Origin of the sequence: Brucella sp. HL-2, assembly GCF_025846885.2 — a bacterium.
Lineage (GTDB): Bacteria > Pseudomonadota > Alphaproteobacteria > Rhizobiales > Rhizobiaceae > Brucella > Brucella quorumnocens.
In genome coordinates this window covers 36,639-61,041 of sequence record NZ_JAOYTK010000016.1, presented here as the reverse complement: position 1 = coordinate 61,041, position 24,403 = coordinate 36,639, and the positions used below count along the sequence as shown (strand labels likewise).

Here is a 24,403-nt window from a genome sequence, read left to right as displayed (position 1 = left end):
CGCGATATTGGTTCACGTCGCCTCTTCATAGGACTGGCTGAGGGGAGCGGCTTGATCGCGCATTTGAGCGCTTATCGGACCTGATTGTTTGAACGCATGACCGTTCGACCGCTTGTGCAGCCGCAGCGTTCCCCAAGTCTGAAGCAAATACCGCCGATCCGCTCGGCATCCATTCAATGCCTTGCCTGACCTTCCCATTGGCGACGATTTCAAATGGCAGAAAATTTTGAACGATTACAAATTATAATTTTCAATTTCGGAATAAATTATATATTTCTTTCAAAATACAGAATTTGGAAGCAACTTTATGGATGATATATCAGAGAATACGAAATCTGGTGCCTCGCTTAACTCAAGTCTGGTGAAGGCAATTCATATTTTGAAAGGTCTGGCGGCAAGCACGGAAGACGGCGTTCGGCTCATCGATCTGGCGCGGGATCTCGAATTGAGCCAGCCATCGGCTCATCGATTGTTGAAGACGCTGATTGCCGAGGACCTTGTCGAGCAGCTTCCCGACAAGAAAGCCTATCGCCTGTCGCTGGACTTTTTCGCCATGGCAGCACAGGCCCGTCAGCGTGATGGCATTCTGAGCCTTGCGCGCCCATCGCTCTTAAGGCTTTCAACGACGTTCAACGATACGGTCTTCTTGCTGGTGCGCAGCAATTTCGATGCCGTCTGTCTTGATCGCGTGGAAGGTCCTTTTCCGATCCGCTCCTATACCGGCGATATCGGCGGCAAAGTGCCGCTCGGCATCGGTCAGGGCAGTCTCGCCATTCTGTCCTTTCTGCCGGAAGAAGAGCGCGAAGCCATCATTCGCTTCAACATGCCCCGCATTCTGGACAAGGCCACCATTGACGAAGTTGATCTTCGCATCATGATCGCGGAAGTGCGCGAAACCGGTGCATCCACCTTCAACTTCAACATGATCGATGGCATGGCAGGCCTCGGCGTTCCTGTGCTCAATCGCAATGGCGAAGCAGTAGCGGCACTCAGTATCGGCACTTTGGCTTCACGATTAACAGAAAAACGTCAGCACACGATCACCGAGCTTTTGCGCAAGGAAGCAGCCATTATTACCGAGAAACTCAATCCTTTTGATCCCACTCTGCGCCATCCAAGCCAGGCATTTGTGAAATAATCGAAAGCTTTAACAGCTTTCGACGCAATAGCCTTACCTTGTCCACAGCGGGTCCTTAAATTGGAGATTGACTTGCACCATGCGCCGTCGTTTGATCGGGCAAGTGTGGGGGATCTGTAGAACGAGGCGATAAGCCCAAAGCAGAAATTCCATCTCTATAGTGTTATAAAAATGGAGTTCTGTTGTGTTCAAGTCCACCAGACGGGGAATGTTTCATCTTGCTTTTGCGCTCGCTGCTTCCACAGCGATGGGCACTGTTGCCACCACGGCAGCGCAAGCGCAGGACAAGATCCTGCTCATCATCAATGGCGCGCTCGGCGATAAATCCTTCTTCGATTCCGCTGCCAATGGTATGAAGATGATCAAGGACAAATATGGCGACGACGTCGAGACCAAGATTTTGGAAATCGGCGACGATCCGACCAAATGGGAGCCGGTTTTCCTCGATGCGTCCGAACAGGACTGGGACCTGATCATCGGCGGCACCTATCAGATGTCGGAAACCGTAGGCTCGGTCGCGCAGCAATATCCGGACAAGAAATATGTCCTTTATGATGCAAGCGTGCCTTATGAAGAAGGCGGCTACGACAACGTCTATTCGATCCAGTACAAGCAGAACGAAGGTTCTTACCTCGGCGGTATGCTTGCGGCAGAGCTTCTCAAGCAAGGCAAACTTGGTGATGTTGGCAAGAATCTCGGCTTCCTCGGCGGCATGGACATTCCGGTTATCAACGACTTCCTCGTCGGCTATGTTGCCGGTGCTCAGGCAATTTCGCCAGACGTGAAAATCGCCATTTCCTATGCAGGCTCCTTCATGGATGCGGCAAAGGGCAAGGAACTCGGCCTCGCACAATATCGCTCCGATGTGGCGCTCGGCTTCGTCGTTGCCTCGCAGACCGGCCTTGGCCAGCTTTCAGCAGCGAAAGAAACCGGCAAATATGTTCTGGGTGTGGATTCCGATCAGGAAGGCATCTTCAAGGACAGCGATCCAGCGATTGCCAAGCAGGTTGTCAGCTCCGTTCTGAAGAACGTCGATGTCAGTCTTTTGCAGGCCTATGACCGCTTCAAGGAGGGCAATCTGCCATTCGGCAAAGCGGAAGCGCTTGGCCTGAAGGAAGGCGCTGTGGGCATCGTACAGGACGGCAATATGGCGTCCATGGCCTCGCAGGACATGAAGGATGCCATCAAGAAGGCTTCCGACGAGATTTCCGAAGGCAAGATCACGGTTCCAACCGCATTTGGCATGAGCACCGAGGATCTCAACGCGATCCGCAACAAGGTTCGTCCCTGATCGTGGAAAAACAAGCTGAAAACAATGAAGGCGGCGATGCAATCGTCGCCTTCCGCCCAATCGTTGCCTTCCGCGATGTGAGCAAGGTCTATCCGAACGGCACGCAGGCTTTACGTGATGTGTCGTTCTCGATCCGCGCCGGGTCTATCCACGCCATTTGCGGCGAGAACGGCGCTGGCAAATCCACACTCATGAAAATCCTGTTCGGCATCGAGAATGCCACCGCAGGCGAAATCATTATCGATGGCCAGCATATTACTTCCTGGTCGCCGGAAGATGCCAGCGCCAAGGGCATTGGCATGGTGCACCAGCATTTCTCGCTTGTGCCGACGCTGACCGTCACTGAAAATATCATCCTCGGCCATGAGCCGGTGAAGAACGGCTTTATCGACCGTGTAAGCGCACGTAAAATGGTCGAAGAGCTGATGCAGCATTATGATTTGCATGCCGACCCGGACGCGATCACAGGTACGCTGTCCGTTGCTGCACAACAGAAGATCGAGATTCTCAAGGCGCTGTCGCGGCGCACGCGCCTGTTGATCCTTGACGAACCGACCGCTGTTCTCTCGCCACCGGAAATCGAAGAGCTGATGCGCAGGCTGAAAGCGCTGCGCGACGAAGGCATCACCATTCTCTTCATTTCGCACAAGCTCAACGAAGTGCGCGAACTTGCTGAAAGCGTCACTGTGTTGCGCGCGGGCATGGTCACTGGCACCGAAAAGCTCGCCGACGTGCCTGATGATGCCATCATGGAAATGGTCATGGGTCACGCTGTCGATATTCCTGAGCGCGCCCATAAGCAGGGGCCGACGGAAACAGTTCTCGAAATGCAGGGCGTTACCACACTGGCGCTCGACCCTGCCGACCGTATCCGCGATGTAAGCCTGACGATCGGCGCGGGTGAAATCGTTGGCGTTGCAGGCGTTGATGGCAGCGGACAGCGCGGACTTGTTTCGGTCCTTTCAGGTCTTATGGAAGCGAGCAGCGGGGCTATTCGTCTGAATGGCGCAGACATGCTTGCTGCCAAAACCGCAAGCTGGCGCAAAAAGGGTCTCGCCTATCTGCCAGCCGATCGCTTTTCGCAGGGCGGCGCGCCCGGTCTTTCGCTGGCGGAAAACGCGATTGCCGGAACCGGTCGTAACAACAAGACCGCAGGTCCCCCAATCTATTGGGGTCCTTTCCTCCGCTGGAATGCGATCAAGGCACGCGTCAGCGGCATGATCAAACAATATTCGGTGCGTGCAGGCGCAATCACCGAACGGCTTGACTCGTTGTCGGGCGGCAATGCTCAGAAGCTCATCGCTGCACGCGAACTCGCCACCAATCCGAAATTTCTGATCGCCGACCAGCCTACACGTGGCATCGACGTTTCAGCAGCAGCTTTCCTGCATCGTCGTATTGATGAGGTTGCGCAGGGTGGCTGTGCTGTGCTTCTGGTCAGTGCTGATCTTGATGAATTGCTGCGGCTCAGCGACCGTATCGTCGTGCTTTTCAATGGTCGCATTGTTGCCGTTCTCAAGAATGGACCAGACATCACTCCAGCGGTTCTCGGCCCGTATATGCTTGGCACGAGGAATGTTGCCTGATGCGTAGATTTATATCCTATCTTATTCCCTTCTTTCTGACCGTGCTGGTAATCGGCGTCATCATGGCGGCCCTGCTGGTGCCTCTGGCATTGATGCAGGATAATCCGGCAGGCGTTCTCAGAACCTTCTTCCTCGGCCCCTTTGGCAGCATTCGCCATATGGGCAATGTGGTTGAAGCCGCAACGCCGATCATGCTTACAGGTCTTGCTATCACCATTCTGTTCCGCTCTGGCCTGTTTAATCTCGGCGCAGAAAGCGGCTTTTATCTCGGTGGTCTGGGTGCGGTTGCGGGTGCGGTTCTGCTGCCTTCGCTTGGCTGGTTCTCGCTGCCTGTCGCCATTTTATGCGGTGCGGTTGCGGGTAGCTTTGCCTGCACCATTCCAGCGGCATTGCGCCTGCGCTTTGGCGCATCCGAAATGGTGACATCACTGGTTCTGAACTATGCCTTCCTGTTTTTGGGGCTGTTCGTGCTCAATTACGTGATCCGTGATCCTGCAGCCGGCGGTATGATGTCCATGCGCATTCCGCCTGACGCCAAGCTCGAACGACTTCTGGCAGGCACGCGCCTTAACAGTGGCTCGATCATTGCGATCCTCGCCTGCATCGCAGGCGGCATCTGGCTCTATTGGACGCGCTCGGGCCTCAATATCCGTATTGCAGGGTCCAGCCCCGGCCTCGCCAACCATCTTGGCCTGCCACTCAAGGGCATTGTCATGCGTGCGCAGATCATTGGCGGCCTGGTGGCAGGCATGGCTGGCGCGCTCGAAGTTCTGGGCTTGCACAATCGTTTCGCATGGCTCGATCTGCCCGGTTATGGCTGGACTGGCCTTGTCGTTGCAATTCTCGCGCGCGAAAACCCGTTTCTGGTCGTTCCGGCAGCATTGTTCTTGGGCTTTGTTCAGGTGGGTGGCGATCTTCTGGCACGGAACATGAATATTCCGACCGAAGTCGTGGGACTTGTGACCGCCGCCATCATGGTGGGTGCAACGGCCAGCGTCATTCACAATCATCCAACTGTGCAGCGTCTGATCCGAAACTTGCGCAACCGGGAAGGAGAACAGTCATGAGCGCCGTTCTTGCACAAATTCTCGATCCTTCCTTCATCGCAACAATCCTGCGTGTCGCCACGCCTCTTTTGTTGGCGGCATTGGGCGTGATGATCTCTGACCGCGCTGGCGTGCTCAATATCGGCATGGAAGGCATGATGTTGATTGCAGCATTGATTGCCGTTCTCGCAAGTGCCGCAACGGGAAGTCCTGCCATCGGCCTGCTCGCAGCTCTTATTGTGGGGGCCTTCCTTGGCTGGCTGATGTCATTGTCCGTCAATCGGCTCGGTACTGATCTCATCATGACCGGTATCGCGCTCAATATTGCAGCAGCTGCAGGCACGACGCTGGGGCTTTTTCTTGCCACCGGCGACAAAGGCATGTCAGGCGCGTTGAAAAGCGGCGCACTGCCAAGCTTTGCCATACCTTATATCGGCAATATCCACATACTGAGCTTTGCAGCATTGCTCGCTGTGCCTGCTGTTAGCCTCATGATGATGCGTACACGCTTCGGCCTTCATGTGCGTGCAACGGGCGTTGATCCCAAATCCGCACGCGCGGCAGGCATTCACGTCAAGCGTGTGCAAATGCAGGCGCTGGTGCTTTCGGGCATATTCAGTGGTGCTGCGGGTGCTTATCTTTCGCTCGGCTATGTCACATGGTTTGGCCAGAACATGACGGCCGGTCGCGGCTTCATTGCCATTGCAGCGGAGGTTATGGGACAGGGAACTGCGTGGGGGACACTGGCCGCAAGCCTTGTGCTGGCTGCCGCAGAATCTCTTGCAATTACGCTGCAAAGCCTTGGACTACCGTTCGAGCTGATGCAGATGATCCCTTATCTCGTGCCCGTCGTGGTGCTGACAGTGCATGCCGCCAGAAGACAGCGGCGTGCAAGACAATTGAAGAAATCCTGACATGCATAAGAATGAGAAAAACATGAAAGCCTGGGAGCTTACACGCGATCTGTTGCGCGACACCAAACCTGTCATACGCACAGCAGAAGAACAGACATGGGATGCAAGCGCTGTCATGAAGGCGCAGGACGACCTCATGGCAATGTTCTGGAAAAGCAATGTGCCGGGATCGGCAGCGCCTGAATGTCTGATGGCTGGCGCGCTGCAATCGCTGGAGAACAAGGGCTATGTGCTGGCACCATATGCGGAGCTTCTGCGCGATGGGCTTGCAGCGCTGGAGCGCGGCGACTTTGAAACGCTTTATCGCATCGATATGCGTTTGCGCGTGCTGATGCGGGCGGCAAAGCCGGACCCGAGCCACCCATCGCAAAAGACTACGCGTTTTGCATCATGGGAAGCCTTTGACGCAACGGTCAAATGGCCGGAAGACGTGGCTTATGATCTTAGCTCCGATGATTTCCGCGCGCGCACCTCGGGCGCGTGGATGGCACAGCTGGTGGGGGCCGCCGCTGGCACGGCCCTTGAAGGCTATACAGCCGAAAACATCGCCGAAGTCTTTGGCCCAATCCGCGATTATGTACGCGAACCCAACACCTATAATGACGATATCACCTTCGAGATCGCCTTTCTCGAAGCCTTTGGCGACAAGGGGTCTGCCGTTACCAGTGCCGACATTGCTGAACGCTGGACGTCGCTCATCCCGCTTGGCTGGTCTGCGGAGGCAATCGCACTTTCCAACATGCGTCGGGGGCTTACAGCGCCTGAAACCGGCACATCTGACAATCCGTTCGACGAATGGATCGGCGCACAGATGCGCGGCACAATCTGCGGCATGGTTGTGCCAGGTCGCGCGCGCGAAGCTGCCCGTCTCGCATGGATGGATGCAGAAATCTCCCACGCCGGAAACGGAATTCTGGGCGAAGTTTTCAATGCAGTCATGGCCGCACGCGCCTTTGCAGTGAGCGACACGCGCGAATTGCTCGTCTCCACGGCAGCGCTTTTCTCGACCGATACCGAATATGGTGCGGTTTTGGCGTTCGCGCTGGATGCCTGCCATACGGCTGTTAACTGGCAGGATGCATGGGCAAAATGCGATGCAGAATATGCCGAATTTAACTGGATTCATGTCACGCCAAACGCCGCAGCACAAGTGGTGGCACTGTGGTTTGGCGAGGGTGATTTCGACCGCACGCTCGAAATTGTCTGCGGCATCGGACACGATGTCGACTGCAATGCAGCGCAGATTCTAAGCATGATCGCCATCCAGCATGGCCCCGCCATCATCGCAGAACGCTGGTCGAAGCCGCTTTTGGCCGACGACATTGTCACCTATATGCGTCGTCCGGCGAAAATCTCCTTCAAAGCGCTCGTCGACCAGACCGTTGATGCAGCGCGCAACGCTCTCTAAATCTTTTTATCAGGAAGCTCTTATGGCTCGTAAAATCATTATCGATACCGATCCCGGTCAGGACGATGCAGTCGGAATTCTTCTGGCACTCGCAAGCCCGGAACTTGATATTCTCGGCATCACAGCCGTTGCTGGCAACGGCCCGCTGGCCCGCACCGAAATCAATGCCCGCACCATCTGCGAAGTGGCAAAAAAGCCGGACACAAAAGTCTTCGCCGGTTCAATCCGTCCGCTGGTGCGCCCGCTGGTAACGGCTGAAAACGTCCATGGCAAAACCGGCCTTGATGGCTATGATCTGCCTGCCCCAACCATGCCGCTTCAGGAGCAGCATGGCGTTGATTTCATTATTGAAACGCTGATGAAGGAAGAAGCTGGCACCGTTACGCTCTGCCCGCTTGGCCCTCTCACAAATATCGCATCTGCACTGATCCGCGAGCCGAAGATCGCTGAACGCGTCAAGGAAATCGTGCTGATGGGCGGCGGCTATTTCGAAGGCGGCAACATCACGCCATCCGCAGAATTCAACATCTATGTCGATCCACATGCTGCTGCGGTTGTGTTCAAATCGGGCATTCAGATCACCATGATGCCGCTCGATGTGACGCATAAGGTACTGACCACCGAGAAACGCATCGCAGCCATTCGCGGCATCGGCACCCATGTCGGCGAGGTGGTCGCGGCATGGCTCGAATTCTTCGAGCGTTACGATGAGGCGAAATACGGCACCGACGGTGGCCCACTGCATGACCCGAATGTCATTGCCTATCTGCTGAAGCCAGAACTTTACTCAGGCCGTCATTGCAACGTGGAAATCGAGATAAACTCGGAACTGACGATTGGTGAAACAGTCGTCGACTGGTGGGAAGTGACCGATCGTCCGAAGAACGCGCTCTTCATCAAGTACGTCGATGCGGATGGCTTCTTTGCACTGCTGACCGAGCGTCTGGCAACACTCTAAACACATAATCGCCACAAAGTAGCCGCAATTACCATAAAATTGCGGCTACTTAGCCTTTATTTAAAGGGCTTTTTGTGCGGCTTTACTGCTGTTTTTGCAGAAGTTCCGCGACTTCTTTTGCTGTCGGTGCAGCCGAACCGGCACCAGCGCGGGTCACGGCAATCGCACCTGCGGCAGACGCAAAACGCACGCAATCATGCAGTGACTGACCTTGCGAATAGGCAACGGCAAAGCCGCCATTGAAACTGTCACCAGCCGCAACCGTATCGACCACCTTCACCTTGAACGGCTCGAAATGCTTGACCTCATCAGCGGTCACAAGCAATGAGCCGCGCCCGCCCAGCTTGACGATGACGATCTTCGGGCCGCGTTCGAGAAGCTTGCGCGCAGCAACTTCCGCAGAGGCAATATCGGTGGGCTCAATGCCGGTGATTTCAGCGGCTTCGGTTTCATTAGGCGAAATGATTTCGCTCAACGAAATCAGATCGGCCATGCGGCTTGCATCACCCACTGGAGCAGGGTCGAGCAACACGGTGCCCCCTGCCGCCTTCACAGCCTTTGCAACAGCCAGATTGGCTTCATGCGGGACTTCACGCTGCAACAGCGTGATTTTCGCCTTAGCGATATCAGACGCATAGGCATCGATATCGGATGCCGACCAATGTGCATTGGCACCTGCGCAAACAACAATCGTGTTCTGCCCTGCTTCTTCGACTTGAATGATCGCAATGCCGGTATCGACACCATCAATCATTCGAACCCCGTCGGTATTCAGACCGAACTGCTGCATCTCTTTGACAGCCAGTTCGCCAAAAGCATCTTTGCCGACTGCACCGACAAAGCGAATGTCGCCGCCAAGCTTTGCCACAGCTACCGCCTGATTGGCCCCCTTACCGCCAAGGCCAATGCCATAGCCCGACGCATTGAGTGTCTGGCCGGGACGCGGCAGTGCTGCCATTCTGGCGCTTACATCCACGTTCACACTGCCGAAAATAAAAATTTTCAATGGAGTTCTCCACGATTGCTATTGCCGCCGAACATAGCGTCGCTTGTGGCAAACTTCCATGCCATGGCGCAAGGGTTCCGCTGCAAAAATGAGTTTGGCACAGAACACGGCTTAACTTTGGACGTAGTTATGCTGCGAGCGCTGTAAACTGCTGCTTGAGAGAAAGTGGTGTCGCTGAGGCGAGGCCCATTGTTGCTGGCTGTGTTGCAAACTTTTCGTCAATGAACACGATATAAGTTTCTAGGTTTCAAAACGCTGGGTTGTTCGATGTTCAAAGGCCGCCATTTCGATAAGTCCGTCATCCTTCTGTGTGTTCGATGGTATTTGGCTTACAATCTGAGCCTGCGCAATCTGAATGAAATGATGGCTGAGCGCGGTATCGCGATGGACCATTCGACGATGCAGGTTGTGTGCAATTTTTTTACATCTGATGAGTTATCACATGAAACTATGTAGAACTTGAGTGAGGCGGAAGCGGATGGCGGTCGATTTCAAAGGCGCACATTTCCCCAAAAGCGTCATTGTGCACGCGGTGTTCTTTTACGTACGATATCCGGTTTCCTATCGTGACCTTCAGGAAATTCAGGCCGAACGCGGAGTAGCCGTTGATCATGCAACCTTGAACCGTTGGGTCACTCGTTATGCACCGCAGATCGCGGAGCAAGCTCAATTGCGCAAACGCCGCACGGCCAGTTCCTGGCGAGTTGACGAGACCTATCTCAAAGTTCGGGGAAAAGACCTGGCATCCAGCGGTCTGCAAATTTTGCAGGAAAAGCAAGGTAGAGCGGCGCGCGTGTGCTTTCAGATGTCACCGCGCCGATATCGATCAGGGCTGACGTAACCCGACGTGCTGCGCGGTCGCTTAATCCCAATAGCGGCGCGATCTCGCTACGTTGCAATTCGCCTTGGTACAGAATGGTCTTGAGGACGATATCGGACTTGGGCGGCAATGCATCGGCCCTAATTTGCTCTTCTGTCCAAATCATGATCCGGTCGCGCAGCCTTTCCGGCTTCATCAATTCTTCCATAAAACTGACCTGATCGATACAGGCTTCCAGAAAGAAGGCTGTAAATTCCGCTAGCGTCTCTTCGCTCAACGTGCCGCGCCCATCCATGTCGTTGCGCCGTTTCATATCGCACGCGGCAAGATGCTGCTTGTAGCGGGATTCTCGGCGAGCGAGCCCCCGTGCTACGGACCAAAGGCCGCGCGTATCCAGCGATTTAAGCAGCATGGCATAGGACATCAAACGCGCAACGCGTCCGTTCCCGTCAATAAACGGGTGAACCCATAGCAATCGATGATGAGCAGAGGCAGCGGCCAGGATTGCATCAACCCTGCCGAGCTTGGAGTAGGCGGCATCCATGCGCGCCAGAAAACGCGGCACCGCGCCGGCGCTGATAGCAATGTGCCGTCCGACCTGCACATCGCGCTCGCGTAGCGCGCCGGGAATGACCTCGACATCCTCTCCGGTGGTCGGGTCATTCACAAACAACAACTCTTTGGGCAAAAGCGCGCAAAAGCGCCGGTGTATCTCCCGAATAACATCTGGATTAGTCGGGGACGCGATAATGCCGCCATCATCAATCCACTTTTGAACAGTGATATGGGCCTTGGCTTCGAGTTGTAGATTGCGCTTTTCGGGGTCGGCGCTGTAGTCATTATTCAGCGCGCGCTCGATATCGACCGGATGGGTATTATGCCCCTCGATCAGATTGCTGTAATAGCAGTTCATCGACCGCACGAGATCGGCCAGCGCCGTTGCTATGGAGACGGGCAGGCTCCGGCGGAATCCTTCGGAGCGCGTAGCAAGCTCTAACGCAAGATCGGCCAGCTTCCCGCGATGTTTCGAGCTTTCTGAAACCAGCAGCGGCTCGAATAGTCCTGTTGTTTCGCCATCGTCTCGGATAGGCATAGTAAGGCTGGCTTTCTGGCCGCTTTAATGGCCGCATTCTTATCGTTCAATTCGCTAATGATATCATAGGCGTAATTAAATTGACAGCGGAAGATATACCGCAGAAATGGCCGGTTTGATGGCCGGTGGGTCAGCCGCCTCGGACTTAGGGGCGTAGCGTACGCCGCGTCAACTCGCGAGTTAAGAGTTGCTGGCCGCTTGGCGCGGCGCGGCCGCTGGCGTCATCTTTGGGTATGCACGCGGTATTCTTTTACGTACGATATCCGGTTTCCTATCGTGACCTTCAGGAAATTCTGACCGAACGCGGAGTAGCCGTTGATCATGCAACCTTGAACCGTTGGGTCACTCGTTATGCACCGCAGATCGAGGAGCAAGCTCAATTACGCAAACGCCGCATGGCCAGTTCCTGGCGTGTCGATGAAACTTATCTCAAGGTTCGGGGTAAATGGACCTATCTGTATCGAGCTGTCGACCGCGATGGCCAAACGCTTGATTTCATGCTGTCTGAACGTCGGGATCTGGCTGCGACGCGGCGCTTTTTCAAGAAAGCCATTGCAACTAACGGCGTTCCCGAGAAGGTTGTCATTGACAAAAGCGACACCAATCTGGCTGGCCTTCAAGCTGTTAACACCATCCTGAAATTCACCGGAACAGGTGATATTATCGAAATCAGGCAGATAAAATACCTCAATAATATCCTTGAGCAAGACCACCGCTCTATCAAACGGATCACCAAGCCAATGATGGGCTTCAAGGCATTCCATTCCGCCTCGGCCACCATCGCAGGAATCGAAGTAGCCCACATGATCCGCAAGAACCAATTCGCCAACGACAACCGTTCGCCATTTCAGGTCTTTGCGGACCTCGCAGCATAAGTGTGCCCAAGGATAAGCACGCTTTTAACTGACTGAAAAGTTTGCAACAGATCTGACCGTAACTGATTGGATGAGACAGGTTTACTCTGTCTAAATGACTTGATATATATAAAACAAGATATGGAATATATATCAAAAAGGATATGCGTATGGCTCTTTATATCAAGGATTCTAACGTAGAGAATCTACTCGATCAAATCATGAAACAGGGAGGCGTTAAAACAAAAGTTGATGCCGTTCGCATCGCCCTGCAGCATGAGGTTGAACGCATAAGCCGCAACACTCCATTGCGCGACAAGTTCTCTGCTATCAGAGATAAGCGTAGCGACCTCCTTGGTCGTCCTATAGCCGGTGTGGATCAAAAGAAGCTTATGGACGATCTTTGGGAGAACGGTGAATGAGCTTCGTTGATGCATCGGCTATCGTGGCTATTATTAATGAGGAACCCGGCTTTGAAGAGATCGAGAAGCGACTGAACGATACCAAGGCACGCTTTTACATAACCTCGCTTGTACGGTTTGAAGCTGTGATGGCCATCTCACGGATACACATCACAGCGGCTAATGATAAAATTGATCGCACCAAAGTTATTACTGCGGCGCGAGAAGTCGTGGACGATTTCATACAGGCACTCGAAGCTAAAGAAATCGCGATCGATGCCGCGATTGGAAACCGCGCACTGGATGCTGCGGCCGAGTATGGCAAGGTTGCCGGTCATCCGGCAGCTTTGAATTTTGGGGACTGTTTTTCTTATGCTGCGGCCAAAGTCCACCGCTTACCGCTTATCTATAAAGGAAATGACTTTGCTGAAACTGATCTCGCTTAGAACGCGGGATCGGCAGAACAATCGTAATTGCCGTTTGCCCAATTATATCCGCAATTCGGAAACGCATGCCTAAAAGATTTCAAAATATATAGGGAGACGCAGGTATGATATCAGACAAGCTGCAGAACATGATTTCGCATGTTCATCTGGCACTTGAACGAGACATCCAGCCACTCAATGGGCAAACGCCTCCCTTTATTCTTTTCTTTTCTTTCACCGACACGAAATCCCGCGCACAAACACTGACCGCCACCGCCGGAAGCTTCAAAGACTGCTGGAATGCAGGCCTGGAGAAATTGCGACAGACCATCGCCAAGTCGAAAATCGATATAAAATGGCTGCGGGTCGATTGGGTGGAAAGCGTTGAAGAGATCGATGACCAGAAACTGATCAAGCGTCTTGGTCAAGTCAAACGGAATTATTTCCGCTATGGCATCGCACTCGATGCGCAATTTCAGACGGCTTTTCTCGAAACTGAACTGAATGGCAACGCCATGCTTTACGGCGGTCCATCGATCCCGACCGCAATTCTCAATGAAGCGAACTTCAACCGCTATGCAAAGCGCTCGCGGGGATTTGAGAAAATCCCGGTGTCTGAAGTGGAGCAGTTTTATGTTTTCTCCACAAAAGCGCTGTTCACGACTGATGACGACGATACCGTCCATCTGATCCCCGGTTCGGGGCCGAACGCCGGACGCAGAACAGTCGAAATGATGGATATCGCCGATGTCGACGGGCTGATTGAACGCGGCAGTCGGTTTCTCACAAGCCAGTTGGGTGAGGACGGACGCTTTATCTATGGCTGGCATCCGTGCTTCGACAATCAGATCAAGACCTACAACACGCTCCGCCACACGAGCACGCTTTATGCAATGCTTGAATCCTGGGAAGTCACCCGAGACGTCGCGCTGAAAGATGCGATTGAGCGCGGGCTTATGCATCTCACCACCAAGCTCATCAAGACAGTCGCTAAGGATGATAAGGAGCTGGCTTTTCTCACGGAAGAGAATGGCGAAATCAAACTTGGCGGCAATGCCGTTTGCCTGCTGGCTCTGGTCAAATACAGCGAGTTGACGGGAACCGACCGCTATCTGCCATTGCTGGAAAAACTCGCGCTCGGCATTTTGCATATGCAGGATCGGGAAACGGGAAAATTCAACCACGTCCTCAATTATCCATCGCTGAGCGTCAAAGAACCTTTCCGCATCATCTATTACGATGGCGAAGCAGCATTCGGGCTGATGCGACTTTATTCGCTAACCCACGACGCCCGATGGCTGGACGCGGTGGAAAAAGCTTTTCAGCATTTCATCGAAGCCGATCACTGGAAGGCGCATGATCATTGGCTTTCCTACGCCGTCAATGAGTTGACCCGTTATCGACCGCAACAGAAATATTACGAATTCGGCATCCGTAATTTTGCGGATTATCTGGATTTCGTCAGCAACCGCATCACAACTTTCCCGACTCTTCTCGAACTGATGATGGCGGCGCAGCAAATGATCAAGCGGATTGAGGCCGATCCAAAGCTCGCACCACTTCTGGCCGAGGTCGATCTCAAGAAGTTTTATTTCGCGCTGGAAAGACGGGCGCATCACTTACTCAATGGCCATTTCTGGCCAGAACTTGCGATGTTTTATGCAAACCCCGAGCGGATCAATGGCAGTTTTTTCATTCGTCACCACGCTTTTCGCGTGCGCATCGACGATGTGGAACACTATCTGTCGGGCTTTGTCGCCTATCGCAAATATCGCCTTGGAATGCAGTCTGCGGAAAGCTTAAAGCATGTCTCCCAAAAGTGGGAACCGGTTTTGGGATAAAGCCATGCGTTAACGCTTCCCGCCAGACCGAATTGCAAGCCGTTATATCGTGAGCGCTCTACTCACTGGTCCCTGATCGGGTCGGATCAGCAACAGGAAAGCTCTTGTCTGTCAGGCAGGTCTTGAGCCAGTCATAGTCGTCACTATCGTTGACTTCGCCGTCAAGTTTCAGCTCTGGTTTTGAACTGTAGAGTGCCGACTGCGCTTCTGGCTTCACATTCCAACTCCGCCCTTCCCCGCTCGTCGTGGGGCAGGTGTTATCATCACCATTGAATGAACAGCTGGCAATCAGCTTTGGCTTTCCATCGACGATATCGGCAATAAAGCGTTTGGTGTAACCGGTATTGGTCGCCCAATATTCCTCTACGCTGCACACACGATCATCATTCTGATAATGCCGCGTTGGAAAGCAGTTATAAGTCTGGTCAGGCGGCAGCATATCGCATGACGTCTCATAGCCCGCATAGTCGCCGCCACTGAATTGCTTGAGAAACGTCTGCTGTTTGCGTGCCACTTCAATGAGGCTCGTTCTGCCCTTTTCCTCAAGCTGCGCTGTGCGTTCGGCAATCATATCGTTGGCGACCTGAGTGGCACTTTTATCATCCGGTGCGCTGTCTTCAATAATGCCTTCAAGCGCCTTGTCGCGGGCTGCAATCCAGCGCTTCTGGCTGGCCACCAGCATAGTACGGATTTCCTCGTCGGGTGCAGCCTTCAGCGTTGCAGCATAGGTTTTATTCAGCCTGCTATCGGCTTTCTGGAGCGATTTGCTTGAGCAGATCAGCTTTTCGCTTGGCGTTTGTGCCTTGCTGCAATCAATTGCCCATGCCGGTGCGGACAAAGCACACAGAGCAGCCAGAACGGCCAGAACGGAAAGACGCAGAGCGGTTAGTTTCAAATTCATGTCAAATACCTGAAAGTTATTGATCAACTGACTTCATATCGCAGGTTGTTTCTGCATTCGAACATAGCCCCCGAAACCAGGCGCGCCCGGTCAACTGTTCATCGTTGGCAAGTTCGACAAGTTCTTCACCCGCGATGCGCTTGCGCAGCACCGTGTAATCCAACAGCACCCAATCCTCGTTACAGGCGAGGATGTTGTTGATCCTGCCCATTTCTGCCAGCCAGTCGCTGCCAATATCAAGCAGTCGCTCGCTCTGAGGATCAGGCTTGAGAAAGCCCCGCGCCGACTGAATGCCAACTCTGGCCTCGTCTGATTTTATCCAGCCTTCGCCCTTGTAGACCTCGCGCGGAACATAATCGTCGCTCTCTTCATTATAGGCATCGCTGGCGTTGGCTATTTTCAGCCAACCGTCTTTCGCTTCAAGCACATCAAAGCTGATGCTGTAGGCATATTCAGCTTCTCCGGCAGCGGAAACCGTCGGTATCTGCCCCACAAGTTGGGCGTCTGCAGACGGCGCTGCGCGCACCTCAATCAAGGCCTTGTCATTGTTGGTCCATGCATTGAACGCGCATGACGTTGCACCTGCAGGAACCTCGGCCTGAGTGCCTGCACCGTTGGCCAATGTCGTGGAAAAAAGTGCGATTGAAAGCGCAGGCACCAATACGAAAGGGATCAAAAGAGAACGAACACGCATTAAAATCTCCAACTATCAATTCTCCCGCTTGAGCGGCCTGTATCGACTATCCTCATTCAATGAAAACCTTCACACTTGTAGCCCGTCCGCCTGCATCAACAACGGTCAATGTCGAATAGCCGGTGCCATCCGGCAACCATGTCGCCGTGCGGCGGCGATTTGGTTCAGAAATAGGTTTGCCATTGGCAAGCCAGCGGAACGGCGCGCGTCCGCCCTGTAATTTTAGCACCAGCGGCGATGCATTATCAGTGAGCGCTTTCAGCTCCACATGCGCGCCATCAGGTGGAAACACGATGCGCGGCGCAGGTTCAATCGCGGCTTTGAGAACAGGCAGGGGGTCGCTCGCAGACGAAAAGCGTATCTGGGTCACCGGAAGATCGGCGCGCGCCGTGCGAAACGCACCAGCCGGTGCACGCGGCAGCGGCACTGACGCTACGCCCGAACGCACAAAGGCTTCAAACAGGATGGGAGCCGCTGAAACATAGCCAGCAAGGCCCGGCACAGAACCGCCATCGGCGCGACCGACCCAGACACCCAGCACATAGCGACCGTCGTAGCCGACCGACCATGCGTCGCGATAACCATAGGACGTGCCTGTCTTGTAAGCGAGGCCGAGGCGTTTCGCGCCTTGCGGTGGCACGACACCGGCCAGAATATCGCCAATCTGCCACGATGCTTGCTCGCTCAGAACAGGAGCCGATGGCTGCACAGGCTCTGAGCCTTCGGTGCCGTCACGAAGTGCTGCACCACGACCGCCATTGGCAAGCCCGGTATAAAGCTGCACCAGATCGCGCAGGCTGATGCCCGCGCCGCCAAGGCCGATAGCCAGTCCCGGCGCTTCGCCTTTTGGCAGTTGCAGATTGACCGCCGCCTGACGAATGCGCGTCGTCAGGCGCGCTGGCCCAACGGCATCAAGCAGGCTGATGGTCGGGACATTCAACGACATTTGCAGCGCCTGACGGATGCTGACATCGCCCTGATAGCTCATGTCGAAATTGCGCGGACGATAGCCGGCAAAATCCTGCGGACGGTCCTCGATAATCGTTTCCTGTGCAATCAGCCCCTGCTCGAAGGCCAGCCCATAGATGAAGGGCTTCAGCGTGGAACCGGGCGAACGCACGGCGCGGGTCATATCGATCCAGCCCTGCCGCTTCCCATCGAAATAATCAGCCGAGCCGACTTCACCTAAGACATTGCCGTTGCGACTGTCAGCCAGCACCATAGCAACGGATACTTTTGGACCGAGCTTCGCAGCAGCTTCTCGCGCCACAACTTCAAGCCCCGCCTGCACCGACTTTTTAAGCGTCAGGTGATGCCGGGCCTCAGTCGGTGCCTGTTTCAATGCGAGATCGGCAAAGTGGGCCGCGAGCGCTGGCAGCGGATGGCGCACATCGGATATGCGCTCACGCGATGCGCGCTCGGCTTCCTCGGCCGTGAACACAGCGGACGTTACCATGCGATTTAACACACGATCCCGCGCCGCGACCGCATTGCTCAATTCACGATCCGGGCGGCGGCGTTCTGGCAATTGCGGCAAAGCGACAAGCAATGCGGCTTCCGATGTGGTAAGGCGCAGCGGCCCCTTGCCAAAATAGGCTAATGATGCCGAACGTACGCCTTCCAGATTGCCGCCATAGGGCGCGAGTGTCAGATAGCGTTCGAGAATTTCAGGCTTGCTTAGCCGTCGTTCGATCTGGATCGCACGCGCCAGCTGTCGGAATTTGGAACCGAAGCTGCGGCTTTCACGCGGCTCGATCAGTCGGGCAAGCTGCATGGAAAGGGTGGAGCCGCCAGATACAATGCGCCCACTGCCTGCGAGCTGTGTTGCCGCCCGCGCCAATGCCCAGAAATCAATGCCGCCGTGATCGTAAAAACGCTTGTCTTCATAGGCGATCAGCATTTTCACGAATTTCGGATCGACATCCTCGATCCGCGTATTGAGACGCCAATAGCCATCCGGCGTTGCATAGGCGCGCAGCAAAGCGCCATCGCGATCCATGACTTCGGTGGAAATGGTCAGCCGTTCAGGCAACGGCGGAGGAAAAGCGCGGTCGAGCCAGTCAAGCCCAACTACGGTTCCGAGTGCAGCGATGCCACAGAATGCGGCACCGCCAATGGCTATTTTCCAACGCCTTTTCATTTTTTTTGCCATGATCTTGTCCGAAAACCGGTTCCCACTTTTCGGGATCATGGCTTACGGTGCCGCCACCTCCATCATGCCCGTTGCCGTGCGCGCCGCAAATTGCGGACGATACATGTCCTCAACGGTTGCTGCCGGATGGGTAAAGAGCCCCGGCGTCACCGCACGCACGACATAGGCCAGCGTGATCGGCTTCTTCTCGCCTGCGGAGCGGTCGAAAGCAGCCACAAAACGGTCGTTGCGGAATTCGAGATGCGCTGCCTGTGTGCTTTCAAGCCATGGGAAATTACCAAGATCAGCACTCGAAACAAGGCCCGGATTGTCGATCTCGAAACCAGCTGGCAGCAGATCGGTCACAAGCAGACGCGACTGCCATTGCTGCAAATCGTCGATTTTCAGAACAACCACATAGCGTTCATTCTGATTGACGCCTGTGACATTGGCCGGTTCGCCATCAAGCGTATAGTAAGTGCGCTCGATGTTGAAACCCTCACCACCAGCTGGCAGCGATTGTGCAGGCGGTGCGACCGCCGTCACAACAGCATCGACCGAGCCTTTGCCGGTGTTGGTAACGACCAAAGGCTGTGCTTCAAGCGCTGAACCGTTCAGGCGCTCGGAGAACGCGCCCTGATGCGCTGTGCCATTGATGTCAAGGCTAATTGCGCCATTGTCATCCTGAAGCCCGCGTGCTGCAAGCAGCATCCATGCCTGATCCTGCGTGCTAAGGTAACGTGCCTTTTCACGCTGGAATTCGACCAGCGTAATCAGCGATGGCAGCACTTTCGGCGCAGGTTTGGTTTCCGAAGCAAGAGCCAGCATGGCCGCGCCATCACGCAAAGGCGAACCATAATCGGAGCGATTATAATCGTAGCTGGACTGGCTGGTTGCGAGCTGGAGCGACGAATTGAACACGCGTTCCGAACGCGGCTGATCACCGTAAAGAGCAAGGGCCGCACCAAGCTGGGCAACGGCCATCGGGCTTGCAAAGTTTTCAAGCTGGGTATCGGCAAAGTAACGCAGATCGCCAACTGAAGCCTTCTTGTTGCGTGCCAGAACATAGAGCGCATAGGCAATGTCGTTGCCGCGTTCCTTGACGTCGGTGGTGTAGCCGAGCGCATTTTGCAGATTAGAAAGTGCGGACAGCATCGCCTGCTGCGGCACGTCATAGCTCTTTTCGCGGGCACGCGTCAGGAAGTCGGTCACATAAGCGTCCATCCAGAGATCACCTGATCCCGGCGACCAGAGGCCAAACGAACCACTCGAAGACTGGTTGTTGAGCACGCGGAAGATGGAATCCTGTACGCGCTTTTTAAGTTCTTCCTGACTTTCCAGACCCGCTGCAGCTTCTGTGCCTGCCGCCATTTCGCTCAAATAAAGCAGCGGCAATGCGCGGCTCGTGGTCTGCTCGGTGCAACCATAAGGATAGCGGTCGAGCGCCATCAACAAAGCTGGCACATCAAAGGCTGCACTGCGCGTGACGCCAACGCTGACAAAAGCACCATCGAGCAGGCTTTCAGACAGAAGACCGCCATCAACCTTGAGGCTTCCGCCATTGGCCGCGAGATTGACGACATGACGGCTCGTGACCGGCAGATCGACCGGACGTACCGGCAATGCAAGTGCCTGTTCGACTGAGAGGCCTGCATCGTTGGAAAGCCGGATCGTCACACCACCGGCACCCGTGGCCACCGCATTGAGCGGCACGGCAATTGACTGCCGCTTGCCACCGGCAAGTGCGATTGTTTCGGGATAGGAGCCAACCTCGACACCGAGATTATCGGTAGTTTCAAGGCTCACACGATAATTGCCGTCTGGCGCATCGGTATTAGCAATATCGAAGCGGATATTGGCCTGATCGCCAGGGGCCATGAAGCGTGGCAGACCAGCGGTGATAACCACAGGATCGCGGATGATGACATCTGTAACCGCGTGGCCGACGGCCTTCTTGGTCCATGCCACCGCCATGACACGCGCGGTGCCGTTGAACTGCGGTATGTCGAAGTCTATGCTCGCCTTGCCATCGCTGTCGAGTTCAACCGGACCGGAGAACAGTGCGACCAGCTTCTCGGTGGGCGGGCTGCCTTCGGCTGCCATATTGCCACCGTCGCCACCTGTGCGCAGCTTGCCGGTAACACCGAGCGAACCATCGATCAGGCGGCCATACATATCGCGCATTTCAAGGCCGAGCTGACGTTGACCGAAGAACCAGTTTTCAGGGTTCGGCGGCTGGTAACGCGTCAGATTGAGGATGCCAACATCGACCGCTGCTACCATCACATAGGCCTGCTCGCCACCCGCATTTTCAACTGAAACGGGGATGGAAAGTGTGGACCGCGGAACGATCTTTTCAGGCGGGGTCAGCTTGACAGCAAGCTGCTTGTCGGCAGGATCGACCTTCAGCCATTTAAGGCCAATCGCACGCGCAGGCATACGGCTTTCAATCGCCTCACCCGGACGGAACAGCGTTGCCGTAACATAGGCGCCCGCACCCCAATCCTCACCCACCGGAATTTCGATGGTCGTGCCACCTTCCGGCACGCTCGCGGTGATTGTCTTGAGCAGCTTTTCCGCACCAATGGTGATGAGCAGTTCACCGGCAAAACGCGGAGACACTTTCAGTTCAGCCGTATCGCCGACTGCGTAATGTTCCTTGTCGAGCGCAATTTCGAGCCCGTCAGGTGTTTCGGTCGAGGTCGAGCTGACATACCAGCCGGCATCGAATTCATAGCTGGTGGTCGGCCCCGAAGCATCTGCAGTTTCGATTTCCAGACGATAACGACCCCAATCGACCGGCAGGCTGATTTCAGCCTCGCTATCGGTTTTGAGATCGATCTTGCCGTTGGAGATGGCCTTGGTGAATGTCACCGGCTCGTAATTCCAGCTGTTGCCGCTGCGATACCACTGATAATTACGCTCGATCTTGACCAGCGACCATTGTGCGCCATCAAGCGCCTTGCGATCACCCTTGCTGTCGGATGCGATCAAGCTGAACTTCGCCGTTCCGCCCTGCGGGACTTCATCGCCGGAAAAATCGGGACGAATGCCGATGAGATCAGTTTCCGGCTGGATAGCGACATCGATCTTGCGCTCAACGGCACGACCGCCGGTTTCACGCATACGAACGGTCACGGCTGCGTTGACGAGACGTGTCGTCGACGGCATTTCATCGACTGCAACCGGGAAAGTCGCTTTGCCGTTGTCATCAACTTTTGACAGGCCATCAAGCGGAAGGCGTGTGGCTTCGCCCTGTTCCTCGTCGGCGAGGCCGAAATAATAGCCCTTGAAGCGGTCCCACTGACGCTTGGTTGAAAGTGTTACTTCGCCTTCAAGCGCAAGACCGGCAGCAGGCGCACCATAGAGGAAACGACCGTCTACGGTGATATTGGCCGTTTCACCCACGGCGATTTCCGGTTTGTCAGACGTCAGATCGAACTCGATCCGGTCCGGTACAAAGTCTTCAACCAGAAACATCTGCGATGCGATGGCTGGCTGTTTTGGATCGGTATAGATCGAAACATTCCAGGTGCCGCGCATGGCGTTTGTCGGCAATGTCAGGTCGATGGCATGACCACCGGCGAGCTTGCTGTCGGAAACAAGACGGCGATCTTCCACACCATCAGGACGCGTGAAGATGAAAGTAAGCGGCAGATCGTCAATTGCCTCAGCACGATCATCGCGCGCCAGCGCACCCACATGCACAACTTCGCCAGCGCGATAGATGCCACGCTCGGTCCATGCATAAAGATCAAGCGCCTTGGGCACTGCACGGCCCGTCACACCACGATCAGAAAGATCAAAACCAGCGCGCGCCATATCGAGGAATGTGAAATCATCATCATTCTGACTGGCCATCAGCACCGCTGGCACCATGCCGTCTGTGCCGCGGGTCAGACCGGGCGTGAACGTTGCACGGCCATCGCTGTCGGTGGTCGCTTCGCCCAGTACTTCATTGTTGCGGGCAAGCAGCGTCAGCTTAACGCCTTTAAGCGGTTCTGCGCTTTCCAGCGAACGGGCAAACACATTGATGCCGTCCTGTCCGGTATAGGTCGAAAGGCCGATGTCGGAGACGACAAACCACTGCGTTGCCTTGGTGCCGTATTCGTCATCGGACTTCTGGACCAGTGGTTCGGCGGTCAGCACATAAACGCCCGGTTTGCGTTCCGGCAGCGCTTCATCGACCGGGAAGCTGGTTGTCGCTTCCTTGTTCAGCTCGTTGCCTGCAACCTCGATCTCGCCTTGCCAGACAGGCGCGCCCATCTGTTCGGAAACCGTGCTGAGGTCGTAGCTGTCGAGCTGGCGCAGAAACTGATAACCGGAAAGAAGCTGTGCGAGCGAACGGTCGCCGACACGGTACAGCTTGACCTTGGCCGCGTCGAGATTGACGCTGACCAGCGGAATGCCGCGACGTGCCTTGGCAGGCAGCACGAAGCTGTCGCCGGTAAAGCGCACGGATGGCGCACGATCCTGCACATAGATCGAAAGATTAACCGGGGCTGGCAGCACTTCGCCAACAGCCGATGGCAGGCCCTGACGGAACGTCACTGTATAATTGCGGCCATGTTCCAGACCCTCAACGCAAATCTGGCGATCCTTGGCCTCAACCGCCTGCGGGGAACCATTGTCGAGCTTGACGAAGCTAGAATAATCGACACCGCTTTTCACCAGCTCTTCCGAGAATTGCGCGCAGATGCGTGGTGCTGCATTGTCATTATCAACAGTGTTGTTGACGATGCGGAAGCCTTTGCGGGCTTTCAAATCTTCATAGGCTGCACGAACGGATGCGGAATTGACGAGATCAAGGCTGGCTTCATAGGCCTGCAATGCCGGACGCGATGCATCGCGTTTTTCCAGTGCCTGCGCCATGACGGCAAGCGCTTGCGCGCGCTCATCCTTGGTGCGTGAAGTCTGGTAGGCAAACCACGAGGCAGACGTCGCATCGCGCTGGAACTTGGAACGTTCCTGGCCATTGGACGGCTCGGTCGCAAGCGCCGACAGCGCATATCCGGCCCAGATTTCGCTTTCGTCAGGGGACATGCTGGCAGCCAGGCGGAACTTTTCCATTGCCGTGCGCGGATCGCCATTCATGCCAGCAGCGCCTGCCTCATTGCGCAGATCGCGCAGGCTGTCAGAGCTTTCAAGTCCGCTGATTTCGCGCTTCAGACGACGGGCTTCGTCAACCAGATTGGCGGCAAAGAACGATATGGCAGGTGCGGCACCAAGATCTTCGCCCTTGGCAGCCTTTGCTTCGGTCACAACCTTGCCAGCGATAGAGCCGACGGACTGATTGAGCTTGTTGAAATCGGCTTTCAGAAAGCACCATTTGACCTTCGGATTATAGGTGAAGGCCAGACAGGAATTATCGCCAAGACAGATGCTTTTGCACTGATCGAGCGAGACATTCTTTTCGGTTCTCAAATCGAAGCCGAAATAATCGCTATCGGGCGTGGTCTCGATGCGTCGTGTTTCGGCAGCACTAGCCCCAAAGGATAATCCGAATGATGTCGCAAGGCAGAACGCAGTCGTAAAGGCCAGTATCAGCCGATTAAACCGAACAGACATGAATGTCACTCTTCTGTAGTTGTCCCTCATTCCGCACGGATGTCATCGAACCAGACCCGCACGCTCTCCAGAACAGACCTTATCAATTTATCCAGAGCTGGATAGTTGGATTCGTGTCTGAACTTCTGAATAGACTCTGATACAGGACTAACCTGACCAGACAAGGCTTCTTTTAGCTGTAGCTTAATCGGCAGGCCAGAAATTCATGCCAATTTTCAAAATTATTAGAACGATATTCTAATTCTGTTTCCAGCAATGGAATTCCGTTCGTCGTAAAGAGGGTTCTCCTTCCTGTAAATTCGCGCCAGCTTAATCGAAGGAAGTCCCC

The 24,403-nt window shown here is 54.9% G+C and carries 17 protein-coding genes and 2 pseudogenes; 13 read left to right on the top strand and 6 right to left on the bottom strand.

Annotation, left to right across the window (positions count from 1 at the left end; translation table 11 throughout):
- The first annotated feature begins 307 nt into the window (after positions 1 to 307).
- From OIV19_RS16460 to OIV19_RS16430, 7 genes are all read left to right on the top strand, one after another.
- The gene (locus tag OIV19_RS16460) at positions 308 to 1,138 is read left to right on the top strand and encodes an IclR family transcriptional regulator (RefSeq protein ID WP_024896961.1); all 831 of its coding nucleotides are present in this window, start codon (positions 308 to 310) and stop codon (positions 1,136 to 1,138) included.
- A 184-nt stretch (positions 1,139 to 1,322) separates the two neighbouring features.
- A complete protein-coding gene (locus OIV19_RS16455) occupies positions 1,323 to 2,429 on the top strand; it encodes a BMP family ABC transporter substrate-binding protein (protein ID WP_191792854.1) in 1,107 nt (368 codons plus the stop codon).
- 2 nt (positions 2,430 to 2,431) lie between these two features.
- The gene (locus tag OIV19_RS16450) at positions 2,432 to 4,015 is read left to right on the top strand and encodes an ABC transporter ATP-binding protein (protein WP_264232295.1); all 1,584 of its coding nucleotides are present in this window, start codon (positions 2,432 to 2,434) and stop codon (positions 4,013 to 4,015) included.
- A complete protein-coding gene (locus OIV19_RS16445; RefSeq protein ID WP_264232294.1) occupies positions 4,015 to 5,082 on the top strand; it encodes an ABC transporter permease in 1,068 nt (355 codons plus the stop codon). The genes OIV19_RS16450 and OIV19_RS16445 overlap by 1 nt, the downstream gene beginning before the upstream one ends.
- Entirely contained in the window at positions 5,079 to 5,975 is an 897-nt protein-coding gene (locus OIV19_RS16440; protein WP_264232293.1) for an ABC transporter permease, read from the top strand. Before OIV19_RS16445 ends, OIV19_RS16440 begins: the two co-directional genes overlap by 4 nt.
- A 22-nt stretch (positions 5,976 to 5,997) precedes the next feature.
- The gene (locus tag OIV19_RS16435; protein WP_264232292.1) at positions 5,998 to 7,383 is read left to right on the top strand and encodes an ADP-ribosylglycohydrolase family protein; all 1,386 of its coding nucleotides are present in this window, start codon (positions 5,998 to 6,000) and stop codon (positions 7,381 to 7,383) included.
- 22 nt (positions 7,384 to 7,405) lie between these two features.
- On the top strand, positions 7,406 to 8,341 hold the full coding sequence (locus OIV19_RS16430) for a nucleoside hydrolase (RefSeq protein ID WP_264232291.1): 936 nt from the start codon (positions 7,406 to 7,408) through the stop codon (positions 8,339 to 8,341).
- An 82-nt stretch (positions 8,342 to 8,423) separates the two neighbouring features.
- On the opposite strand, the gene rbsK is transcribed toward OIV19_RS16430, so the two are convergent.
- Positions 8,424 to 9,299 carry a ribokinase gene (gene rbsK, locus OIV19_RS16425; RefSeq protein WP_264232312.1) on the bottom strand — a complete coding sequence of 292 codons (876 nt, stop codon included), beginning with the start codon at positions 9,297 to 9,299 and terminating at the stop codon, positions 8,424 to 8,426.
- A 315-nt stretch (positions 9,300 to 9,614) separates the two neighbouring features.
- Here rbsK and OIV19_RS16420 point away from each other — a divergent pair.
- Positions 9,615 to 9,749, top strand: a pseudogene (locus tag OIV19_RS16420) (IS6 family transposase); the annotation flags it as partial.
- A gap of 76 nt (positions 9,750 to 9,825) precedes the next feature.
- A pseudogene (locus OIV19_RS16415) lies at positions 9,826 to 10,083 on the top strand (transposase domain-containing protein); the annotation flags it as partial.
- Here the strand turns inward: OIV19_RS16415 and OIV19_RS16410 are convergent.
- Entirely contained in the window at positions 10,067 to 11,260 is a 1,194-nt protein-coding gene (locus OIV19_RS16410) for a Fic family protein (protein WP_424577285.1), read from the bottom strand. The pseudogene OIV19_RS16415 and the gene OIV19_RS16410 sit on opposite strands and share 17 nt — an antisense overlap.
- A 233-nt stretch (positions 11,261 to 11,493) precedes the next feature.
- Between OIV19_RS16410 and OIV19_RS16405 the strand changes: the two genes are divergently transcribed.
- The 4 genes from OIV19_RS16405 to OIV19_RS16390 all read left to right on the top strand — a co-directional run bounded on the left by OIV19_RS16405 (position 11,494) and on the right by OIV19_RS16390 (position 14,781).
- Complete coding sequence (locus OIV19_RS16405) at positions 11,494 to 12,135, top strand: IS6 family transposase (protein WP_264232290.1); 642 nt, start codon at positions 11,494 to 11,496, stop codon at positions 12,133 to 12,135.
- A 149-nt stretch (positions 12,136 to 12,284) separates the two neighbouring features.
- Complete coding sequence (locus OIV19_RS16400) at positions 12,285 to 12,536, top strand: type II toxin-antitoxin system VapB family antitoxin (protein ID WP_264232289.1); 252 nt, start codon at positions 12,285 to 12,287, stop codon at positions 12,534 to 12,536.
- Positions 12,533 to 12,961 carry a type II toxin-antitoxin system VapC family toxin gene (locus tag OIV19_RS16395; protein ID WP_264232288.1) on the top strand — a complete coding sequence of 143 codons (429 nt, stop codon included), beginning with the start codon at positions 12,533 to 12,535 and terminating at the stop codon, positions 12,959 to 12,961. The genes OIV19_RS16400 and OIV19_RS16395 overlap by 4 nt, the downstream gene beginning before the upstream one ends.
- A 104-nt stretch (positions 12,962 to 13,065) precedes the next feature.
- Positions 13,066 to 14,781: a glycoside hydrolase family protein gene (locus OIV19_RS16390; RefSeq protein ID WP_264232287.1), complete on the top strand. Its 1,716-nt coding sequence runs from the start codon at positions 13,066 to 13,068 to the stop codon at positions 14,779 to 14,781.
- A 58-nt stretch (positions 14,782 to 14,839) separates the two neighbouring features.
- Here OIV19_RS16390 and OIV19_RS16385 read toward each other — a convergent pair whose 3' ends face one another.
- The 4 genes from OIV19_RS16385 to OIV19_RS16370 are packed head-to-tail and all read right to left on the bottom strand — an operon-like array spanning position 14,840 to position 24,075.
- Entirely contained in the window at positions 14,840 to 15,682 is an 843-nt protein-coding gene (locus OIV19_RS16385; RefSeq protein ID WP_264232286.1) for a lysozyme inhibitor LprI family protein, read from the bottom strand.
- 16 nt (positions 15,683 to 15,698) lie between these two features.
- The gene (locus OIV19_RS16380) at positions 15,699 to 16,376 is read right to left on the bottom strand and encodes a hypothetical protein (protein ID WP_264232285.1); all 678 of its coding nucleotides are present in this window, start codon (positions 16,374 to 16,376) and stop codon (positions 15,699 to 15,701) included.
- A 52-nt stretch (positions 16,377 to 16,428) separates the two neighbouring features.
- The gene (gene pbpC, locus OIV19_RS16375) at positions 16,429 to 18,516 is read right to left on the bottom strand and encodes a penicillin-binding protein 1C (RefSeq protein WP_264232284.1); all 2,088 of its coding nucleotides are present in this window, start codon (positions 18,514 to 18,516) and stop codon (positions 16,429 to 16,431) included.
- A 54-nt stretch (positions 18,517 to 18,570) separates the two neighbouring features.
- The gene (locus OIV19_RS16370) at positions 18,571 to 24,075 is read right to left on the bottom strand and encodes an alpha-2-macroglobulin family protein (RefSeq protein ID WP_264232283.1); all 5,505 of its coding nucleotides are present in this window, start codon (positions 24,073 to 24,075) and stop codon (positions 18,571 to 18,573) included.
- Between the last annotated feature and the right edge of the window lie 328 nt (positions 24,076 to 24,403).